Genomic DNA, 19,122 nt, shown 5'->3' on the forward strand with positions numbered 1-19,122 from the left:
GGCGGCTCAGCGCCTCGGTTTTTTGCTGGACTTGCGGCCGGCACTGCTGGCCGATTTCTTGACCGCCGCCTTGAGCGCCTGGATCGGCGAGACCGCCGCGCGACTGCCGCCGGCGCTGCTGCCGCGTCCGCCGGCGCCCGGCCCGCTTCGCTTGTCGCCACGCGGTTCACCCGAGCTGCGGTTTGCGCCGCGCTCCTGCTCCGGCAGGTCGGTACTGCGCCCGCCGGTCTTGTCCTTCATGGCACGGGTTAGCAACTCCTCGCCCTCGCGGACCAGGCGGAAATCGATCTTGCGCCCATCCAGGTCAACCCGGCTGACCTGCACCCGGACCCGTGTGCCGATGGCATAACGAATGCCGGTGCGTTCACCGCGCAGCTCCTGGCGCGCCTCGTCAAAGCGGAAGTACTCGCCGCCCAGTTCGGTGATGTGCACCAGGCCCTCGACATACATCGCGTCCAGCGTGACGAAGATGCCGAAGCCGGCAGCCGACGTGACCACGCCGCCAAACTCCTCGCCCAGGTGCTCACGCATGTATTTGCATTTGAGCCAGGCTTCGACATCGCGACTGGCCTCGTCAGCACGGCGCTCGTTGGCGCTGCAATGCAGGCCTGCGGCCAGCCAGGCCAGCTGGTCCACGCTGAATTTTTTCGGCTTTTGCGTCGGGTCGCTGACCCGCGATGCCAGCCGCTTGGACAGCTTGGCCTCGGCTTCGCCGGGGGTGGGCAGGGTCGGCAACTGGTAAGTCTTCTGGTTAAGGATGGCCTTGATGACACGGTGCACCAGCAAGTCGGGGTAGCGACGGATCGGGCTGGTGAAATGCGTGTAGGCCTCGTAAGCCAGGCCGAAGTGGCCGTTGTTCATCGGCGTGTAAATCGCCTGCTGCATGGAGCGCAGCAGCATCGAATGGATTTGCTGCGCGTCCGGCCTGTCCTTGGTGGCCACCGCGATCTGCTGGAACTCACCGGGGCTCGGGTCGTCGCTGATTGTCATTCCCAGGCCGATGGCCTTGAGGTAGTTTCTCAGCATGTCCTTTTTCTCGGGCGTCGGGCCTTCATGCACCCGGAACAGGCCCACGTGCTTGCTCTGCGAGATGTAGTCGGCCGAACACACGTTGGCCGCCAACATGGATTCCTCGATCAGCCGGTGCGCGACGTTGCGCGTGCGCGGCACGATTTTTTCGATGCGGCCTGCGTCATCGCAAACAATCTGGGTTTCGGTGGTTTCGAAGTCCACAGCGCCACGCACGCTGCGCTCCTTGAGCAGCGCCTGATAGACATCGTGCAGGTCCAGCAGATGTGGCACCAGGGCCTTGCGCTGCGCCGCTTCCGGACCGCGCGTATTGGCCAGAATGGCCGCGACCTCGGTGTAGGTGAAACGGGCATGACTGAACATGACGGCCGGGTAGAACTGGTAGGCGTGGACCTCGCCCTTGGCATTGACCAGCATGTCGCAGACCATGCACAGGCGCTCGACATGGGGGTTCAGCGAACACAGGCCGTTGGAGAGTTTTTCCGGCAGCATGGGGATGACGCGGCGCGGAAAATACACGCTGGTGGCGCGGTCGTAGGCGTCCACGTCGATCGCGCTGCCAGTTTCCACGTAGTGGCTCACATCCGCAATCGCCACCAGCAGGCGCCATCCCTTGCCGCGGCCGACCTTGGCGGGCTCACAATACACCGCATCATCAAAGTCACGCGCATCTTCGCCGTCGATGGTGACCAGCGGAACGTCGCTGATGTCCACACGGTGTTTTTTGTCGGCGGGTCGTACGGAGTCCGGCAGGGTCCGGGCCAGCGCCAGCGCCGCGTCACTGAACTCGTGCGGCACACCGTACTTGCGCACCGCGATTTCAATCTCCATGCCGGGGTCGTCGATCTCGCCGAGCACTTCCTTGACGCGTCCGACCGGCTGGCCAAACAAGGCCGGCGGCTCAGTCAGCTGGACCACCACAATCTGGCCCGACTTGGCGGTACCAGTCGCCCCTTTGGGTATCAGCACGTCCTGACCGTAACGCTTGTCTTCGGGCGCCACCAGCCATACACCGCTTTCCTGCAGCAGCCGGCCGATGATGGGGTTGGACGAGCGCTCGATGATTTCCGTGACGCGACCCTCGGGACGGTTCTTGCGGTCATGCCGCACGATGCGCGCCTTGACACGGTCCTTGTGCAGCACGGCGCGCATTTCGTTGGGCGGCAAATAGATGTCGGCCTCGCCGTCATCGCGCTGTACAAAACCGTGGCCATCACGGTGGCCCGAAACGGTGCCTTCAAATTCGGCAAGCAGCCCGGCGCCCTGGCCGGTGCTTTGAGTGGTCGTTTTGATAAGTGATCTCTTTTCTTGAGATGATTGGTTGTCGGAAATCAGCAAAAAACGCGCCCGTTGGCGTTCCCCTTCTGCCTTACATGGGGGCAGCCAAAAAGGCTGCAACATGAGAGAAAATTTTTGAAGTCCGCCCCTGGAAATTCATTCCGTAATGGTACACTGCTGGCTGTGCCCGGGTGGCGGAATTGGTAGACGCGCACGGTTCAGGTCCGTGTATCGCAAGATGTGGAGATTCGAGTTCTCTCCCGGGCACCAGATACATCCAAACCAGTGAAAGCTGGCTCAAAAAAGGCCACTGTCAATCCAGTGGCCTTTTTGTTTTTCATGCACTGAGGTGCTGCTCATGCGCCGCTGGTGCCTGTCACCTCAGACAGGCACAGCCACCAGGTCATGACCCTGGGTGCCGACAATCCTGGCCTTCGTGAATTCTCCGATCTTCAGCGTCTTGCTGATTTTCTCGGGCGGCAACAATTTCACCACGCCATCAATCTCGGGCGCATCGGCATAACTGCGACCCACGCCGCCTTTTTTGCCCATGCCTGGCGCCGAGTCCACCAGCACCTGCATGGTGGCACCCACACGCTGCTGCAGCTTCTGGCTGGAGACCGCCTCGGCAACCGCCATGAAGCGCGCCCGGCGTTCTTCGCGCAGTTCCATGGGCAGCATGCCGGGCAGCGCATTGGCCGTGGCGCCATCGACCGGGCTATAGGCAAAACAGCCGGCGCGGTCAATCTTTGCCTCACGCATGAAATCGAGCAGGTGTTCGAACTCTGCCTCGGTCTCACCCGGAAAACCGGCGATAAAGGTGCTGCGAATCACAATCTCGGGACACATCTCGCGCCAGCGCGCAATACGTTCCAGGTTCTTCTCGCCGCTGGCCGGGCGCTTCATGCGTTTGAGCACGTCGGGATGGCTGTGCTGCAAAGGCACGTCGAGATAAGGCAGTACCTTGCCGCTGGCCATCAGAGGAATCACTTCGTCCACACTGGGATACGGATAGACGTAATGCAGCCGCACCCAGGCGCCGTAAGGTTCGGCAATCTCTCCGAGTGTCTGTACCAGTTCCAGCATGCGGGTCTTGACCGGCTTGCCGTCCCAGAAGCCAGTGCGGTATTTGACGTCCACGCCATAGGCAGAGGTGTCCTGGCTGATCACCAGCAGTTCCCGAACACCGCCCTCAAACAATGCGCGTGCCTCGTTCAACACATCGCCGATCGGCCGAGAGACCAGATCGCCACGCATCGAGGGAATGATGCAGAAGGTGCAACGGTGGTTGCAGCCTTCGCTGATCTTCAGGTAGGCGTAGTGCCGCGGCGTCAGCTTGATGCCCGCAATGCCGAAGGAGTTGGGCACCAGGTCCACAAACGGGTCATGCGGCTTGGGCAGGTTCAGGTGCACGGCGTCCATCACCTCCTGGGTCGCGTGTGGTCCGGTAACGGCGAGCACGCTGGGGTGCATCTGCCGCACCAGGTTGCCACCGCCATCGCCGGCCTTGGCGCCAAGGCACCCGGTGACGATCACGCGGCCGTTTTCAGCCAGTGCCTCGCCTATCGTGTCCAGGCTTTCCTTGACCGCGTCGTCAATGAAGCCGCAGGTGTTGACGATCACCAGGTCGGCGCCCTCAAAGGTTTTGGAGGTCTGGTATCCCTCTGCGTTCAATTGGGTGAGGATCAGCTCCGAATCGGTCAAGGCCTTGGGGCAACCGAGGCTGACAAAACCGACGCGCGGGGCCTTGTTCGAAGAGATGGAAGGTGCGGGAGAAAGAACGGAGCTCATATCCGCATTGTCTCAGAGCCGGCTGTCACGCACCTGCGGTGACGGAAAGAACCTTTAAGACGCGGTCAGCGCTTCAGGCCCAGGGCAGCCAGCATTTGTTCGCTTTGCTTTTGCATCTGTTCCTGCATCTGCGTGAACACGGTTTTGGACTGCTCGACATAACTGCCCATCATGCCCTGCATCATCGGCGACTGTGCGTTGATGAATTGCCCCCACAACTCAGGCGTCAGCCCCTTGGACTGCTCGGACATCTTGACCTGCAAGTCCATGAAGGACTGGACATTTTTTTCGAGGTAACTTCCCATGAAGCTCTGCATCGCATTGCCATAAAAACGGATGATGTTGCCCAGCACTGCCTCGGTGAACATGGGCGCACCACCGGTTTCTTCTTCAAGAATGATCTGCAGCATGATGCTGCGCGTCAGGTCCTCGCCGGTCTTGGCATCACGCACCACGAAGTCAGCCGTGTCCATCACAAGTTGTTTGACATCGGCCAGCGTGATGTAGGTCGAGGTATCGGTATCGTAGAGACGGCGGTTCGGGTATTTTTTAATTATGCGCGGTTTGGCCGTCTTACCGTTACCGGCCGCAGCACTGCCCGACGACAGCCCCGGCTCGGTGGTCTGATTTCTTGGCGAACTGGTAGGCTTGCTTTTTGGCACTGCACGAACTCCCTGGGATGGCTGCCTGTGCTGTTGCACAGGTCTCATTTGCATTCTAGGAAGTATGCATACCAACAATCCCCTTGGTTTACCCTGTGTGCGTTGTGGAGACCACAGCGATCGGGAAAATTGAGAAAATTGGTAGGCGCGATTGGACTCGAACCAACGACCCCCACCATGTCAAGGTGGTGCTCTAACCAGCTGAGCTACGCGCCTAAGTATTGTTCGACTCAACTATTGTAGCAGGAGAAATTTGACCCCACGCTCATTCACTGCGTGTAATTCGCTGCCCCCCGATGGGGCGTGTTTTCCTTGGGGCGGCCCTGCGAAAAACCGCCCGCCTCACCGCCGCCAACAACACAGCGCGTCAGCGCCTTCGTGCCGACCGCACACCCGCGACCTCGGCCACGACCGCCAGCACCTGGTTCAGGCGCCCCGACTCCGTCACCTCCACGGTGAAAGTCATCCACGCCGTACCGCCGCGGTTGTCCTTGACCGATTGCGTCTGCACGCCGATCACATTCATTTTTTCCTTGGCAAATACCTCGGAAATATCACGCAACAGACCCTGGCGGTCTGCGGCCTCGATGGCCACGTCGACCGGGTAGACCGCGCCGCCGCTGTTTTTGGGCTGACTCCACTCGACCTCGATCACGCGATCCGGGCTGCCGCCGGCCATGTTGCGGAAGTTGCTGCAATCGCTTCGGTGGATGCTCACGCCCTTGCCCTTGGTCACAAAGCCGAGGATGGCGTCTGGCGGTGCGGGCTTGCAGCATTTCGCCAGTTGCGTCAGCAGCGAGTCGATGCCGACCACCAGCACAGCGCCCTTGCTGCTGCGGCCTGCGGACTTGTCAGGCCTAGCCTTCTTGGCCAGCACATAGTCGTCCTGCGTCAGCGCCGGCTCCGGCGGCTTGAGCATGTTTTCGATGGTGCGCAGGGACAACTCGTCCTTGCCGACCACCTCGAACAAATCCTCGGCACTCTTGAAACCGAGCTGCGCTGCCACATCCTCCAGCTTCATCGCGGTCTTGCCTTCGCGCTGCAGCAGCTTTTCAACGGCATCGCGCCCACGCGCCACCGTCTGCGCCATGGCTTGCGCGTTGAACCATGCGCGCACCTTGGACTTCGCGCGGTGGCTGGCAAGGAAGCCCAGCTCGGGATTGAGCCAGTCGCGCGAGGGACCACCCTCTTTGGTAGTCACCACCTCGACGGTTTGCCCGTTTTGCAGCGGCGTGTTCAGCGGCACCATGGCGCCGTCCAGCCTTGCACCGCGGCAGCGGTGGCCAAGGCTGGTGTGCACGCAGTAGGCAAAGTCCAGCGCCGTCGCACCCTGGGGCAACTCGACCACGGCCGCATCGGGCGTCAACACGTAGATGCGGTCCTCGAACAGCCCCTGATTGGACTCACGCGCTTTTGCCGATGCCGGGCCCGACAAATCGCGCTCCCAGGCCAGGAGTTGACGCAGCACCGCAATTTTTGCATCGTATTCGCTGCTGGCCGAGACGCCGCTGTAGCCCTTGGCACCGGCCTCCTTGTAGGCCCAGTGGGCGGCGACACCATGCTCGGCATGGTCGTGCATGGCCTGGGTACGGATCTGGATTTCGACCGCACGCTGCTGCGCGTCACGCACAACGGTATGCAGCGACTGGTAGCCGTTGGACTTGGGCTTGGCGATGTAGTCGTCGAACTCTCCCTCCACCGGCGTGAAGTTGGCATGCACAAAACCGAGCGCCGCATAACAGCCCTTCACGTCGGCGGCAATCACACGCAGGGCGCGGATGTCGAAGACCTGTTCGAAGTCCAGCGATTTGCCGCGCATTTTTTTGACAATGCTGTAGATGTGTTTGGGCCGGCCCTGCACCAGCGCTGCAGTCCCGCCGCTATTGAGGTCGCGCTCAAGCTGTGCGCGCAAGCTCTCCATGAAGCCTTCGCGTTCGGTCCGTTTTTCATCCAGCAGGCGCGCGATCTGTTTGTAGGTATCGGGCTCGAGAAAACGGAAGGCAAGGTCTTCCATCTCCCACTTGATCTGCCAGATGCCCAGCCGGTTGGCCAGCGGTGCGAACACATGCAGCGACTCGCGCGCCACGGCCAACGGGGCCTGTTGGCGAATCGCTGCAAAGTGGCGCAAGGTCTGCAGCCGCGATGCCAGGCGCAGCATGACGACTCGCAAGTCACGCGAAAACGCCAGCAACATCTTGCGCACATTCTCGGTCTGCGCAGCAGGGTCTTCCGTCAGTTGCGCCTTGGCATCGGCGGCGCGGGCCTGCTTTTGCACATTGACCAGCTTGGTGGTTTCCATGGCCAGAGCCGCGAAATTAGCGCCAAAGGCCTTGGCAATAACCTCCTGGGGCTTGTTCAGGTGCGCGCAGGCATGCACCAGATAGGTGGCAGCCTGCATGGCTTCGGAGCCGCCTATGGTCTTGAGGATTGCGGCAACCGCATCCGCGTGGGCCAGGATGTTTTCCCCCGTGTCTAGCATCTCGCTGGCGATCAGCGGCTCGGCAAAGGCGCGCGCGCGAACCAGTGCATCCGGCTGGTCCGGCAGGCTGTCTGCTGTCGCCGTCACAATGGACGCGTTGCTTGTATGCTGGATGGGCGCTACGGTCAAGGCGCCCTGCCCGACCCCGGTATTTTTCATGGCGAGGCTTCAGACAAAAAGAAAATCACTGACCGTACTGACCTGGTCCAGACTCACCAGGGTGGGTGCATGACCTACCCCTTCAAACTCGACGACCCGCGCGCGCGGCCCACGCTGCGTCATGGCCAGAGCGGTTTCGTGGCTGAGCAGGTCCGAGTCGGCGCCACGCAGGACCAGCACCGGCGCCTTTATCTGGTCGTAGAGCAGCCACAAGGTCGCCTCGCCTTGGCGTGCCGACTCCTCGGTTGCCGCACGCACCGCAACAGCAATCGCCGGGTCGTAATGCAGCATCACGCGGCCATCCTGCGCGCCCGGCACCGGCTTGACCATAGGGCGTGACAGGGCCAGCCACTGCTCGGGCGTGTGCGGGCCGAAACTTGTCGACACGGCCCACATCGCATCGGCAGCCTGCTGCAGCGAGTCGAAATGCCCGGCCTTGCCGAGATAGGCCGCAATACGCTGGATGGCGCTCCATTCGATGGCCGGTCCCACGTCATTGAGCACCAGCTTGTTTACCGGAGCAGGCAAAGGCAGTCCGGGCTGGCCGGCAATCGCCATGCCGATTAGGCCACCCATGCTGGTGCCGACCCAATCCAGCGTGGTCACGGGTGCTTGCTGGTCCAGGTGAGCCAGCAGGGCGAGCATGTCGGCAACGTACTGCGGGATCTGGTAAGCCATCGGATCCTGGAGCCAGTCGCTCTGACCGCGGCCGGCCACGTCCGGACATACCACCCGCGCCTGATCAGCGAGGTAGCCAGCCAGCACATCGAAATCCCTGCCCTGCCGCGACAAGCCATGCACACACATCACCACGTGCGGATTTTCAGTATCGCCCCATTGCCAGTACGCCATGCGGTGACCGCCGAAGGCGTGGGCGCAGGGTAAGTAGTTCAGCGTAGGGTCGGTCATTGCAATGGAATCCGGATTCAAGGCTTGATAATTGTCGAAACAGCTTTTCAGCGTTTCATTTGCATCATCAATCATACGGAGAAACTTCATGCTCAAAGGTAAAACCGCCCTCGTGACCGGCTCGACCAGTGGCATTGGCCTCGGCATCGCCAGAGCACTGGCGCAACAGGGCGCCGACATCGTGCTCAACGGTTTTGGCGATACCGACGGCCCGCAGGCGGAAATCGCCGCGCTGGGCGTCAAGGTGGCTTACCACGGTGCCGACATGAGCCAGCCTGCCGAGATTGAAGCCATGATGAAGTTCGCCGCCATGCAGTTTGGTCGGGTAGACATCCTGGTCAACAACGCCGGCATCCAGCATGTGGCAAAAATTGAAAACTTCTCCGTCGAACGCTGGGATGCGGTGATCGCGATCAACCTCAGCAGCGCCTTCCACGCCACGCGTCTGGCGTTGCCTGCCATGCAGGCTGCTGATGGCGGAAAGGGATGGGGACGTATCCTCAATGTGGCTTCAGTGCACGGCCTGGTCGGTTCAGCCGAAAAATCTGCCTATGTCGCGGCCAAACACGGCATCGTCGGCCTGACCAAGGTCACCGCACTGGAAAACGCCATCACGGGTATAACCTGCAATGCCATCTGCCCAGGCTGGGTGCTGACCCCGCTGGTGCAGAAACAGGTGGATGCCAAAGCTGCCGCCGGCAACATCTCCAATGAGGAAGCAACACGGCAGTTGCTCGGCGAAAAGGAACCGTCGATGCAGTTCACCACGCCCGAAGAACTCGGCGCTCTGGCAGTGTTTTTCTGTTCACCCGCTGGCAACAATGTGCGCGGCGTGGCCTGGAACATGGATGGGGGCTGGGCAGCGCAGTGACAAAGAAAAACCCCAAACCATTGCTGGCTTGGGGTTTGAATTTGGTGGGCGGTGCAAGTTTCGAACTTGCGACCCCTGCAGTGTGAATGCAGTGCTCTACCCCTGAGCTAACCGCCCTGTCGGTCAGCCTCAGATTATAGCGGCTTTCTCACGCACTCTCGAGCACACGCCAGACTGTTTTGCCCTTGCTGGCCTTGTCGATGTCGGTCAGCAAGTTTTCATGCGCCGCCATTTCATGCTCGTTGGCCAGCAGCAGCGGCAATTCAAATCCACGCAGGTCAATCACCGCGATGTTGCCGCCGTCACCGGCCGCGCTGCCAACCTCCATCACCAGAGCGTTCTGCCCACGCGTCAGGTTGATATAAACATCGGCCAGCAGTTCGGCATCGAGCAAAGCGCCGTGCAGGGTTCGTCCGGAATTGTCCACCTCAAGCCGGTCGCACAGCGCATCGAGCGAGTTGCGTTTTCCGGGAAACAGTTCCTTGGCCATCATCAGGCTGTCGGTGACCTTGGAAACATACTGCTTGATGGGCGGCAGACCAGCCAGTTCAAGCTCCTTGTTCAAAAAGCTGACGTCAAAAGGAGCGTTGTGAATGATGATTTCAGCGCCTTGCAGGTACTTCAGCAATTCGTCGGCAATCGCCGGGAACTTGGGCTTGTCCTGCAGAAAGTCATTGCTGATGCCGTGCACCTTCAGAGCGTCTTCATGGCTGTCCCGCTCGGGATTCAGGTAGAAATGCTTGTTGTTGCCAGTGAGCTTGCGGCCCAGCAATTCAACGCAACCGATTTCGATGATGCGATCGCCGTTTTCAGCGGAAAGACCGGTGGTTTCAGTATCTAGAACGATTTGGCGCATGGGCAGGATTATCGCTCCGGGTCGTTCCTGGTCGGGTTGCGTATTCCAACGTAGGAAGCACCTGCTCTCGCTTCGGCGCCAGCAAACCCCCGTCCGATCTGAATTCAAGCCCAAGCGACACCCCTTGCTACAAGTTGTTGCAATATCCTTGGAGTGGCGTACCATACATCTGGGCATCGACGAGGTCTTCCGAGCCTCCATCTTGCCAGCAATGGCTGTCCATCCCTACCCCATCAGCGGTTAATCCTGCTCAGTCCGGGCGTTTTGCAAGAAGCTCGAACCATAAAGAAGAACGGACATGCCAGTGCGATTTAATTTGACCCCCGCTTTCGTCTTTGCCTCCGTTTTGGCGGTTCTGGTCGGCCCGGCTCAAGCCGAGGTCACGTTTAATGCCGGTGCCAAGCTGTCCCATGACAACAACGTCAACGGCTCACCCGATACGCCGACCAAAGCGAATCAGCTCAGCGACAACTACCTTACACTGAGCACTTCCGCGGTGTACTTCACACCGCTGGATGACGCGCAAACCCGCTACTTCATCGGTCAGATCGGTGCACTCTCTTCCGCCTACCAAAAATTCAACGCCCTCAACAGTTCCATGTTGGTGGCGAGCGCGGGGCTCTACCAGCAGCTTTCCCCCACCTGGTCGGGGCAGGTCACGGCTCGCGGTTTTACTCGCTACACCCGGCAGACCGCGAGCGACTCCAAAGGTTTCGGCGGAACCCTTGAAATCAAGAAGCAATTGAGCCCGACTGTCTTTGTCAAAGCGTTTGGCGACTATGAGGACTCCAAAGCCAACCTTAGTGGCTACAGCTACACCGGCGAAACCTACGGCGTGAATCTGGGCTACCTGCCGCTCAAAGACACGTTCGTCAACCTCGGCTACAGCCACGCTACGCGTGATTTCAAGAGTGCGACGCTCTTTGTCAGCAAATCGGAAACGCTGTTCGCCGAGGTGACACAGAGGGTGGCGAAAAACTGGTATCTGAGCGGCGGCTACGCCTATGGGCGCAATGATTCCAATTTGGCCGGAACAGCCTATACCAACCACACGGTGTCGGTAGGCCTGAACTTCAGTTATTGATAGCTCCGCAAGCTAAATCGTAAATCGACAACCAAAAATCTGCCCACTGCGCCTCAAGCTTGTAGAGCTCAATACCTCTTGCCATCGAGGTTCAACCCAATAAAAGGTCATTGAAATGAAAATCAAACCTGCAATTTTCACAGCGGCATACGCCTTCATCGCCATCGGCCCCATGAACGCAGCGGCTCAACCTGGATTCAACCAGGCGGTCGGCACCACCATAGTGGCGGAGCAAACTCTACCCAACCCGGTTATCGGCTTCGGTAGCGGCACTGGCATGGGTCCCGCAGGCGGTACCGGCAGCGCCAGCAGCCTGTCCGGCGGATTCAGCTCGCAAATGAGCGGCAGCGGCTCAGGCGGTCAAACTTTCGGCGGTGGCTTCAATCAACAGCAAACTATCGGCTCCGGTCCCCTTTCCAGTCCTTCGATGACGGGCACTGCAAGCACGGGCACTGCAAGCACGGGCACTGCAGGCACGGGCAGCGGAGCGATGAGGCCGAGATAGTCCATTTCCGGACCCTTGCCGCTAAGGCTGTTCACCGTCTAACCGGGCGGCATCAAAACCACCGAGCGAATTGACAAGTATTTCGAAATTGAATGATCCATCACTCTACCTTCAACGAGGAGCAGCGAAATCAACTCCCAACATAGCCGTGTCATAAACGCCGAAGAAAAAAAAATAAGACTTTCGTCGGCATACGCTGGCACGCGCGCGCTCGTCCTCGGATTAGCTTTAACGCTGCTGAGCTCGGCGGCAATGGCGGCCAGTGAACCTATCCCGAATGTCGTCGTCGTCGTGAAGAAAAATCCCGATGGCAGCGCACTTACGACCGTGACGAACAAAGATGGAATTTATAAATTCACTGGGCTGACACCGGGAAAGTACGACCTTATTATCGTCGGTCGGCGTAATCAATCGATCACCGTCGACGAAAAACGAACCATAGCCGGCATGTTGATGCGCAACGCCGACGGCACGATCACCTATAGCAGCACCAGGGATATCCCTGTCACGGCTACCCCCCTTATAAATACAACACCTAACACCACACCGCCCATAACCAAGCCGCCCCCCACAACCACCACCTCGCCTACGACAGTGACAGCCACGACCAAGCTGCCCGCGACCACCACCTCGCCCACGACAGTGACAGCCACGACCAAGCTGCCCGCGACCACCACCTCGCCTACGACAGTGACAGCCACAACCAAGCTGCCCACGACGACCACCTCGCCTACAACAGTGACAGCCACGACCAAGCTGCCCACGACCACCACCTCGCCTACGACAGTGACAGCCACAACCAAGCTGCCCGCGACCACCACCTCGCCTACGACAGTGACAGCCACAACCAAGCTGCCCGCGACCACCACCTCGCCTACGACAGTGACAGCCACAACCAAGCCGCCCGTGACCACCCCCCCGCGCACTACTGCGGTCCCAACAACAGTGACGGCCACGACCACACCTCGCACGACTGCGGCGCCTACAACAGTGACGGTCACAACCAAGCCGCCCGTGACCACCACCCCACGCACTACTGCGGTCCCAACAACAGTGACGGCCACAACCACACCTCGCACGACTGCGGCACCTACAACAGTGACAGCCACAACCAAGCCGCCCGTGACCACCCCCCCGCGCACGACTGCGGTCCCAACAACAGTGACGGCCACGACCACACCTCGCACGACTGCGGCGCCTACGACAGTGACAGCCACAACCAAGCCGCCCGTGACCACCCCCCCACGCACTACTGCGGTCCCAACAACAGTGACGGCCACGACCACACCTCGCACGACTGCGGCGCCTACAACAGTGACGGTCACAACCAAGCCGCCCGTGACCACCCCCCCGCGCACGACTGCGGTCCCAACAACAGTGACGGCCACAACCACACCTCGCACGACTGCGGCACCTACAACAGTGACGGTCACAACCAAGCCGCCCGTGACCACAACTGGGACGACTGGCGCAAGCACCAATGGCGCTGGCACAAGTGGCGAAGGTGTAAAACCCGACAGCCCAGAACAAGCGGTGGGTAAAAAAGCTGTCGAAAATCCACTCGGTTTCGGTAGCGGCATGGGGCGTGGCATGAGTCCAGGCATGGGTGGTCCTGGTATGACACCTCCTGGCGGTGGTATCGGGGGGCCTAGCCCTATGAGCCCTAGTCCAATGGTGCCCGGTCCTATGGGACCTAGTCCTATGGGACCTGGTGGTGGGGCTATGGGGCCGCGCCCTTAGTCTGATTCACCGCCGGCCTTCACCGCCCGCGGAGGCGGAAAAACCGGTATCTAATGGGGTTCGGCTACGTTGCTTACATCGCCCAGTGTTTCCCGTACCAGAAACTCTGGGCGACGCTTGATTTCATCGAATAACTGGGCGAGATAGATGCCCAGGACACCGATGCCAAGCATGTTTGCGGAACCGAATAATAGCAATATGAACGTGAGTGAGGTCCAACCGGAAATAGCGGTGCCCGCTAGCCAGGAATACAGTGCCTGTAACAGTAACAGGCCAGCCGCCAACATCCCCAGCAATCCAAACCGGAATATCAAACTCAGCGGCTTTGCGCTGTAAGCAGTCATGGCAGTGATGGCAAATCGAGTTAGTTGTACGGTACTCCATTGACTCTCGCCGACAAGTCGGGGAGGTACCTCAAAATCGATTTGCGCGGTGACGAACCCCGTCCATACTGTCATGCCGCGAAAGAAGCGAACTTTCTCAGGGAAAGCGAGCAGCGTATCGACAACCAGGCGGTCAAGAAGACGAAAATCCGAGGCATCGGCAAGATCAAGCCCGGTTAGCGACTTCATTAATTTATTGAAGATATGGGCATTGAATCGTGCCCTCCAACCATCGTTGTTTCGCCTCTTCTTTTTCGCGGCAACAATTTTTGCGCAACCGCTTTGCCAGGGTTTGAGCAGGTCCGGTAACAGGCCGGGTGGATGCTGGCCATCTGCGTCCATAACAATTACGGCGTCGCCACGGGCGTGGCGTAGTCCGGCAAGAATAGCCGCTTCCTTGCCGAAGTTCCGCGTAAACCGCAGTCCGTGCAGTTGTGGATAACGTGATTGTTCTGTGCATAAACGCACCCAGGTGGCGTCGGAGCTGCCGTCATCAATGACCCAGACCTCAAAATCGACGCAACAGTCGCTCAGCACTGCAAACAGTTGTTCAAGAAAGGCCGCGATTCCCCCCGCCTCGTTAAAGGCCGGTACCACAACGCTGAGTTTAGGACGCGAGAGATCAATGGTCATGTCATTTGGTCGTATCAAGTTTCAGCGTCCATGTGTTGGTGGGATACTCTTCACGCAGTCGACGAATATAAGATTCAGCTTCCGTGCTGTGACCGTCCTCGCGCTCCAGTAAGGCTAAGATATAGAGACTCTCTGGAAGCCAATAGCCTTGATATTGTTCGCACAATTCGCGGTAACGTGCTTTCGCTTCAGCGCGATGACCAGCCAGAATGATGGATTTTGCTAACCAAAACAAGGCTTCTTCCCTTTTTGCCGTTGGTTTTCTCAACTCGTAGGCACGAAGAAATTGTTCACTTGCCGCTTCGTAGCGATCGGACCTAAACAACTCCCATGCGTGGTTATAAGCCCGTTCGGGTGAGTGCATGGCGAAAAACGTGCCCGCAATAACCAGTATTCCCCATCCGGTAAGCAGCGGTAGCCAACGGAGCATCAGTGCACGAGCGGTACAAATAGAAAGTATTTCTGGAAGAACGGCCAGCCTCTGCTTACGCTTCAAGACCAGGAACATCAAGTAGAAAACTGACAAGGCAGTTGCCGCCATTCCCACTTTAGCCACCAGCGTATGACCATAGACTAGTTGGATTTCGCGTTCTTCCGGCACGATCAGCATGAATCCGGGCCCAGCAATTCGCAGACTTCCTTTGGAGAGAAGTTGCCAACGTGGGTGGTAGGCGATTTTTATGAGATGTGGGCGACCGATCGCTTCTGTTTCGAACACCAGTTCGTGACGCGACAGCAGTTTTTCACCGACTTGCGTTGAAGGGGGCGATGCTTGGGTTGCCGCCTTGATCGCCAGATTTTCACCGTAAACCGGTAGATAAGCGTCAAAGCGGCTGCGCGTTCTGAACCAGGTAAAGGCGTCTTCCATCCAGTTTTTTTCAGAAAGAATACGCAGCGGCTGAGTGACAACTTGCACCAGGCGGCTATCAAATTGCTTGAGCCGGTAAAGCGTAAAGGGTGAAGACTCTGCAATTTTTTCAAACAGCGCGCTTGCCTCAATTGCCGCCTTAGCTTGCGTGCTGCGTAGCAACAGCGTATCCGTGTGCATAAAATTCATGTGCTTGGCGGCGAACGATGGATCTATGGTTGGCCCAGTGGGGAAGCGTACGAGTGGCGAAGAAGCGCGCGCCGACACTTCTGATTGCAACTGGTAAATGGCTGGCCCGAGGACTGCGGACTCCATATAAAGTCCTTCGAGTACAGGACGGTGGTTAAGGAACATCGGCAGTGACTCGAGGGTGCGAGTCGATCCGATGTCTTCGTTTGCCGGATCGTGTTCGAAAAGCAGTCTCGGGCTCCACAAGTCGCCACGCATGGCGGGGAAAAGCTGGCTCAGGTTGTGCCATTGCGGTTTGGCATCTAGTCCGGAATGATTCCATTGCGCCCAGCCTGGCGCCTGATGAACATGCTGGCCCAGCCATCCGAGCAAGCCAAGTCCAAAGGCTGAAACGATCATGGCCCGGGCCAGGCGTAGGAGGCCGTTACCGACACGATCAGGGGCGGCGCCCAGAACAGCCAATGCCTGCCCGAATAGCCAGCCACAAACAAGGGCTCCGAACAGCCAGACCATTGGAAAAAACCGGATATCGGCAAGGCCGAGCTTGTCACCGACCATAAATGCAAACGCAGCAAGACCTGCCCCACTGGTGAGATAGCGCAACGCTAGCGCCTGTTCCTGTCTCCAACTCCGTCGGACAGCTGGAACCGCCAGCAATGCAATCCCGGTGACGCCGGCCACAATCGAAGGCCACAGCGTGGCCGGCAAGAGATCGCGCCAACCCGACAAGGGAAAAGAGGCGTCATTGGGGATGGTTAATCCATGCATCTCAAGCAATGGCCACAGCCATCCACCGAGCAAACCAAAGGCAAGCAAATGACCACGGGCGAGTTGCCCGAAAACTCTCCGAAAAGAAACCCAGGAGCCACAATCGAGCAGCAGAAAAATCGTGGAAAACCCCACGACCAGTAACGGAAAACCATGAGAAAAACCGCAAGCCGCCTCCAGCAATCCTGCCAACACCCATCCCCGACCAAGAGAAATTGCACGCGCCCAAGCCATCATTGCTAGTACGGCAAACAGTAAGCCATAGCTATAGGAAAACTCACCGGCCAGCGTGGAAAGCAAATTACCGCCCCAGATCGCACTCTGCTCGTGCAGTAGAAACGCAAGCGAACCCAGTGCGCCGAAGAATGCAGGTAGACAGGAGAAGTTCAACCAGCGACGGCTGGCGATATAAACAGCACCGGGCAACAATAGGGCGGCCCCAAAAGCGCCCCATTTGAAGGCAGGTGCAAAGCCTAAAAACTCTGACAGTACAGCTATAACAATGAACGGTAACGGAAAATAGTAGGAAAGAAACGCCAGCCCGCCGAATACTTCCGGAACCCAGGGCATGACATAGCCAGAAAAAAGCAGGCTGTCGGCATACAGCCAGGCATACAGCAGATGCGAAGCACTGTCGCCACCGGTAGGCCAATTGTCGGAATTGAGAAAGCTGATCCCTAGAATAGTTGCGACTAGGACTGCAGCGCCTAGCGTCAAGGCCACTTCGCCTCCCAAGCGAATTCGCTGTGCGATAGCCCTGATCAAGGTATTTTTCATCTGACCGTGCTTCCCCGTGCTGCCCGAATGAAATACAGCAGTAGCGCAATCACAGCGACAAGCGCAGACAGGAGAGCCATGCCATAGAACTTCGAACTAGCCTCAAGCCAGACGGCACGCTGTTGCCGACCTTGCAAACCGCTGCCAGCCACTGTTTGCAGCACGTAGCCTTGCGCTGTTTCATGCAGCAACATGGCATCCGGCTGTCCTTTACCCGTATTGATATGGACCGCACTTGCGCCGGATTGCCACTCGATGCGCCGCGCCGGAGGCTGCACATGCTCAAAACGTAGTGGCTCACTAATCAGTGCAATACCCTCCTCTTGAGGCCAAAGCACCCAAGTAGCGTGAATCGTGTTTGATGTGGCACTGTCAATATGGTTGGCCTCGGGCGGTGTAACCACCAGCAAACCGTTGACATAGCTGGCCTGAAGGATTTCTATAGCGGGCGGTGGTGCGTTAATGAAGACAATCTGACCAAAACTGACTCCACCCACTTCAAAGTAACGCACCATCACCGGTAGCAAACGTTCAATCTGGGTAAGGCCCTGCAGTGGTCGCGTGTCAGGCCATTCCAGTGCATAATTTTTTCCGGGAAGCAGTTCGGCAGGAAGAACCGAACCCGGCTTCGTTGCCAGCGGTTCCCAGCGACCATCGGGCAGCATACGCAGCACTGACGGGTAGAAGGCTTGGCTTTCCCCTAACAGGGTAACAATGAGCGTAGAGTCCGTCGCCGACAGGCGAAAGGAAATGCCTCCTGCCAAAGCCGGGACAGAAATCAAGAAAATAGCGCAGGCCAATAACCTATGGCGCAATAGATGTGACAAATGAGAAACAGGGGGCACTATTTCACTACTTTTCTATCCGTCTTGCATGAAAGGTCCAATAACGACTCCCCAAAAAACTCCAGACCATGACAAGCCCTGTCGTCACAATTTGGCTGATCAGGTAGTGGAACCCTAGCAGTTCAACACCAAGCCACATGAAAATCGTATTAAGCATCAAGCCCGCTGATGCAACCACGGAAAATTTTAGAACGGTCTCGCTGTGGCGTCTGGCGCTACGAAAAGTAAATCGGTAATTTAATAAATAATTTATCCCGGCCCCAAGCACTGCGCCTGCTGCAGAGGCAGGCACTGGCACTACATCCAAACCTTGAACCAATGCAACCATCAAACCATAGTGGCCGACTGCTGAAATAAACCCAACGCCTGAAAAATGAGCGAATTGCCGCAAAGTGGCAAGTATCACTTAACCACCAGCTTTCGCAGGGAAAATACCGTAGCTCTGGTTGATTCCGCATTGATGCACATCTGTCATGCAGATTCTTTTATTTGGTTATGCATTTTTGTAGGGAAAGAAGTGGCTCCGGTTATTTGAAAAACTTTCCCTGATTTATAAGTGGACTGTGAGCGAATTGCCAAAAGTCAAAAGTTGTCCTCGGTGTCGGTGGTCGCTGGGCGACCAACCGGCCGACGCGGTGGGCAACTCGGGGCGCACCAGAGATTTCATTTTATGTGGCCTGGGTCAGTTGGGGCAACTAATTCAAATAGGCCTGCTCGGGCGGCGTGCACAGACTTCCTAATGGAGGTCAAATTTCAATGGGAATAACTGGCCTTAAGGGGCCAACTCTGCGTGGAATTGAAGAAGCATGGTCATACGGCAGTTGCGCCGCTTTGTCACGCAAGTCGAAAGAACGCAGAACTGAAAGCAGCGAGCGCTGGACCCACCGTCCCGCCTGCCGATCAAGGCGAGGAGTTGTTCTTGCTGACTCTATCAGTGCACGAATCAGTGCACTTCCTTGGCGTGGTTGATCGAGTATTTGGGAATCTCGACGGTGACGTCGGTTTGTGCCAATATAGCTTGGCAGCTCAGGCGGGAGTTGGGCTCCAGTCCCCAGGCGCGGTCGAGCAGATCTTCTTCGGTTTCATCAAGCTCGTTGAGTGATGCAAAACCCTGGCGCACGATCACATGGCAGGTGGTGCAGGCCGCGCTCATGTCACACGCATGTTCGATGTTGATCTTGTTGTCGAGCAAGGCTTCGCAGATTGAAGTGCCGGCGGAGGCTGAGACTTCAGCACCGTTCGGGCAGTACTCGGGATGGGGCAATATTTTGATGATGGGCATGGTGTGGCTGCCTC

Annotated in this window: 16 protein-coding genes and 3 tRNA genes; 5 read left to right on the top strand and 14 right to left on the bottom strand. The window is 58.2% G+C overall.

Features of this window, described 5'->3' with window-relative positions; genetic code table 11:
• Nucleotides 1–6: 6 nt before the first annotated feature.
• On the bottom strand, nucleotides 7–2,283 hold the full coding sequence (rnr, locus tag IEX16_RS10260) for a ribonuclease R (RefSeq protein ID WP_229676299.1): 2,277 nt from the start codon (nucleotides 2,281–2,283) through the stop codon (nucleotides 7–9).
• A gap of 209 nt (nucleotides 2,284–2,492) precedes the next feature.
• Between rnr and IEX16_RS10265 the strand changes: the two genes are divergently transcribed.
• Nucleotides 2,493–2,577: transfer RNA gene (locus IEX16_RS10265), tRNA-Leu, on the top strand.
• A 111-nt stretch (nucleotides 2,578–2,688) separates the two neighbouring features.
• Here IEX16_RS10265 and rimO read toward each other — a convergent pair.
• The 5 genes from rimO to IEX16_RS10290 form a co-directional block, all read right to left on the bottom strand.
• Nucleotides 2,689–4,098, bottom strand: coding sequence for a 30S ribosomal protein S12 methylthiotransferase RimO (rimO, locus tag IEX16_RS10270; protein ID WP_188708391.1), 1,410 nt, complete (start codon nucleotides 4,096–4,098; stop codon nucleotides 2,689–2,691).
• 65 nt (nucleotides 4,099–4,163) lie between these two features.
• Nucleotides 4,164–4,706, bottom strand: a complete 543-nt coding sequence (gene phaR / locus IEX16_RS10275) for a polyhydroxyalkanoate synthesis repressor PhaR (RefSeq protein ID WP_229676300.1) — start codon at nucleotides 4,704–4,706, stop codon at nucleotides 4,164–4,166.
• Between the two features lie 193 nt (nucleotides 4,707–4,899).
• A tRNA-Val gene (locus IEX16_RS10280) sits at nucleotides 4,900–4,976 on the bottom strand.
• Between the two features lie 151 nt (nucleotides 4,977–5,127).
• Nucleotides 5,128–7,398 carry a RelA/SpoT family protein gene (locus IEX16_RS10285; RefSeq protein WP_188708393.1) on the bottom strand — a complete coding sequence of 757 codons (2,271 nt, stop codon included), beginning with the start codon at nucleotides 7,396–7,398 and terminating at the stop codon, nucleotides 5,128–5,130.
• 9 nt (nucleotides 7,399–7,407) lie between these two features.
• Nucleotides 7,408–8,307, bottom strand: coding sequence for an alpha/beta fold hydrolase (locus IEX16_RS10290; protein ID WP_188708394.1), 900 nt, complete (start codon nucleotides 8,305–8,307; stop codon nucleotides 7,408–7,410).
• 88 nt (nucleotides 8,308–8,395) lie between these two features.
• Here IEX16_RS10290 and IEX16_RS10295 point away from each other — a divergent pair, with 88 nt between their 5' ends.
• Nucleotides 8,396–9,178, top strand: a complete 783-nt coding sequence (locus tag IEX16_RS10295) for a 3-hydroxybutyrate dehydrogenase (protein WP_188708395.1) — start codon at nucleotides 8,396–8,398, stop codon at nucleotides 9,176–9,178.
• Between the two features lie 42 nt (nucleotides 9,179–9,220).
• Here IEX16_RS10295 and IEX16_RS10300 read toward each other — a convergent pair.
• Both IEX16_RS10300 and dnaQ read right to left on the bottom strand, forming a co-directional pair.
• Nucleotides 9,221–9,295 (bottom strand) — tRNA-Val (locus IEX16_RS10300).
• A gap of 31 nt (nucleotides 9,296–9,326) precedes the next feature.
• Complete coding sequence (dnaQ, locus tag IEX16_RS10305) at nucleotides 9,327–10,034, bottom strand: DNA polymerase III subunit epsilon (protein WP_188708396.1); 708 nt, start codon at nucleotides 10,032–10,034, stop codon at nucleotides 9,327–9,329.
• Nucleotides 10,035–10,332: 298 nt separating this feature from the next.
• On the opposite strand from dnaQ, the gene IEX16_RS10310 reads away from it, so the two are divergent.
• Nucleotides 10,333–11,118: a hypothetical protein gene (locus tag IEX16_RS10310; RefSeq protein ID WP_188708397.1), complete on the top strand. Its 786-nt coding sequence runs from the start codon at nucleotides 10,333–10,335 to the stop codon at nucleotides 11,116–11,118.
• 115 nt (nucleotides 11,119–11,233) lie between these two features.
• Nucleotides 11,234–11,623, top strand: a complete 390-nt coding sequence (locus tag IEX16_RS10315; RefSeq protein ID WP_188708398.1) for a hypothetical protein — start codon at nucleotides 11,234–11,236, stop codon at nucleotides 11,621–11,623.
• Between the two features lie 38 nt (nucleotides 11,624–11,661).
• Here the strand turns inward: IEX16_RS10315 and IEX16_RS19990 are convergent, their stop codons facing one another.
• Complete coding sequence (locus IEX16_RS19990) at nucleotides 11,662–11,961, bottom strand: hypothetical protein (protein WP_229676283.1); 300 nt, start codon at nucleotides 11,959–11,961, stop codon at nucleotides 11,662–11,664.
• Here IEX16_RS19990 and IEX16_RS20365 point away from each other — a divergent pair.
• Nucleotides 11,876–13,363 carry an SdrD B-like domain-containing protein gene (locus IEX16_RS20365; protein WP_373288319.1) on the top strand — a complete coding sequence of 496 codons (1,488 nt, stop codon included), beginning with the start codon at nucleotides 11,876–11,878 and terminating at the stop codon, nucleotides 13,361–13,363. The genes IEX16_RS19990 and IEX16_RS20365 overlap by 86 nt on opposite strands.
• Before the next feature lie 50 nt (nucleotides 13,364–13,413).
• On the opposite strand, the gene IEX16_RS10330 is transcribed toward IEX16_RS20365, so the two are convergent.
• The 5 genes from IEX16_RS10330 to fdx all read right to left on the bottom strand — a co-directional run bounded on the left by IEX16_RS10330 (nucleotide 13,414) and on the right by fdx (nucleotide 19,108).
• Complete coding sequence (locus IEX16_RS10330; protein ID WP_188708400.1) at nucleotides 13,414–14,379, bottom strand: glycosyltransferase family 2 protein; 966 nt, start codon at nucleotides 14,377–14,379, stop codon at nucleotides 13,414–13,416.
• Between the two features lies 1 nt (nucleotide 14,380).
• Nucleotides 14,381–16,981, bottom strand: a complete 2,601-nt coding sequence (locus IEX16_RS10335) for a tetratricopeptide repeat protein (protein ID WP_188708401.1) — start codon at nucleotides 16,979–16,981, stop codon at nucleotides 14,381–14,383.
• On the bottom strand, nucleotides 16,978–17,763 hold the full coding sequence (locus IEX16_RS10340) for a hypothetical protein (protein ID WP_188708402.1): 786 nt from the start codon (nucleotides 17,761–17,763) through the stop codon (nucleotides 16,978–16,980). The genes IEX16_RS10335 and IEX16_RS10340 overlap by 4 nt, the downstream gene beginning before the upstream one ends.
• Nucleotides 17,764–17,833: 70 nt before the next feature.
• Nucleotides 17,834–18,232, bottom strand: a complete 399-nt coding sequence (locus tag IEX16_RS10345) for a GtrA family protein (protein WP_188708403.1) — start codon at nucleotides 18,230–18,232, stop codon at nucleotides 17,834–17,836.
• A gap of 537 nt (nucleotides 18,233–18,769) precedes the next feature.
• Nucleotides 18,770–19,108 carry an ISC system 2Fe-2S type ferredoxin gene (gene fdx, locus IEX16_RS10350; protein WP_188708404.1) on the bottom strand — a complete coding sequence of 113 codons (339 nt, stop codon included), beginning with the start codon at nucleotides 19,106–19,108 and terminating at the stop codon, nucleotides 18,770–18,772.
• Between the last annotated feature and the right edge of the window lie 14 nt (nucleotides 19,109–19,122).

Source organism: Polaromonas eurypsychrophila, assembly GCF_014641715.1.
GTDB classification, from domain to species: Bacteria; Pseudomonadota; Gammaproteobacteria; order Burkholderiales; family Burkholderiaceae_C; genus Polaromonas; species Polaromonas eurypsychrophila.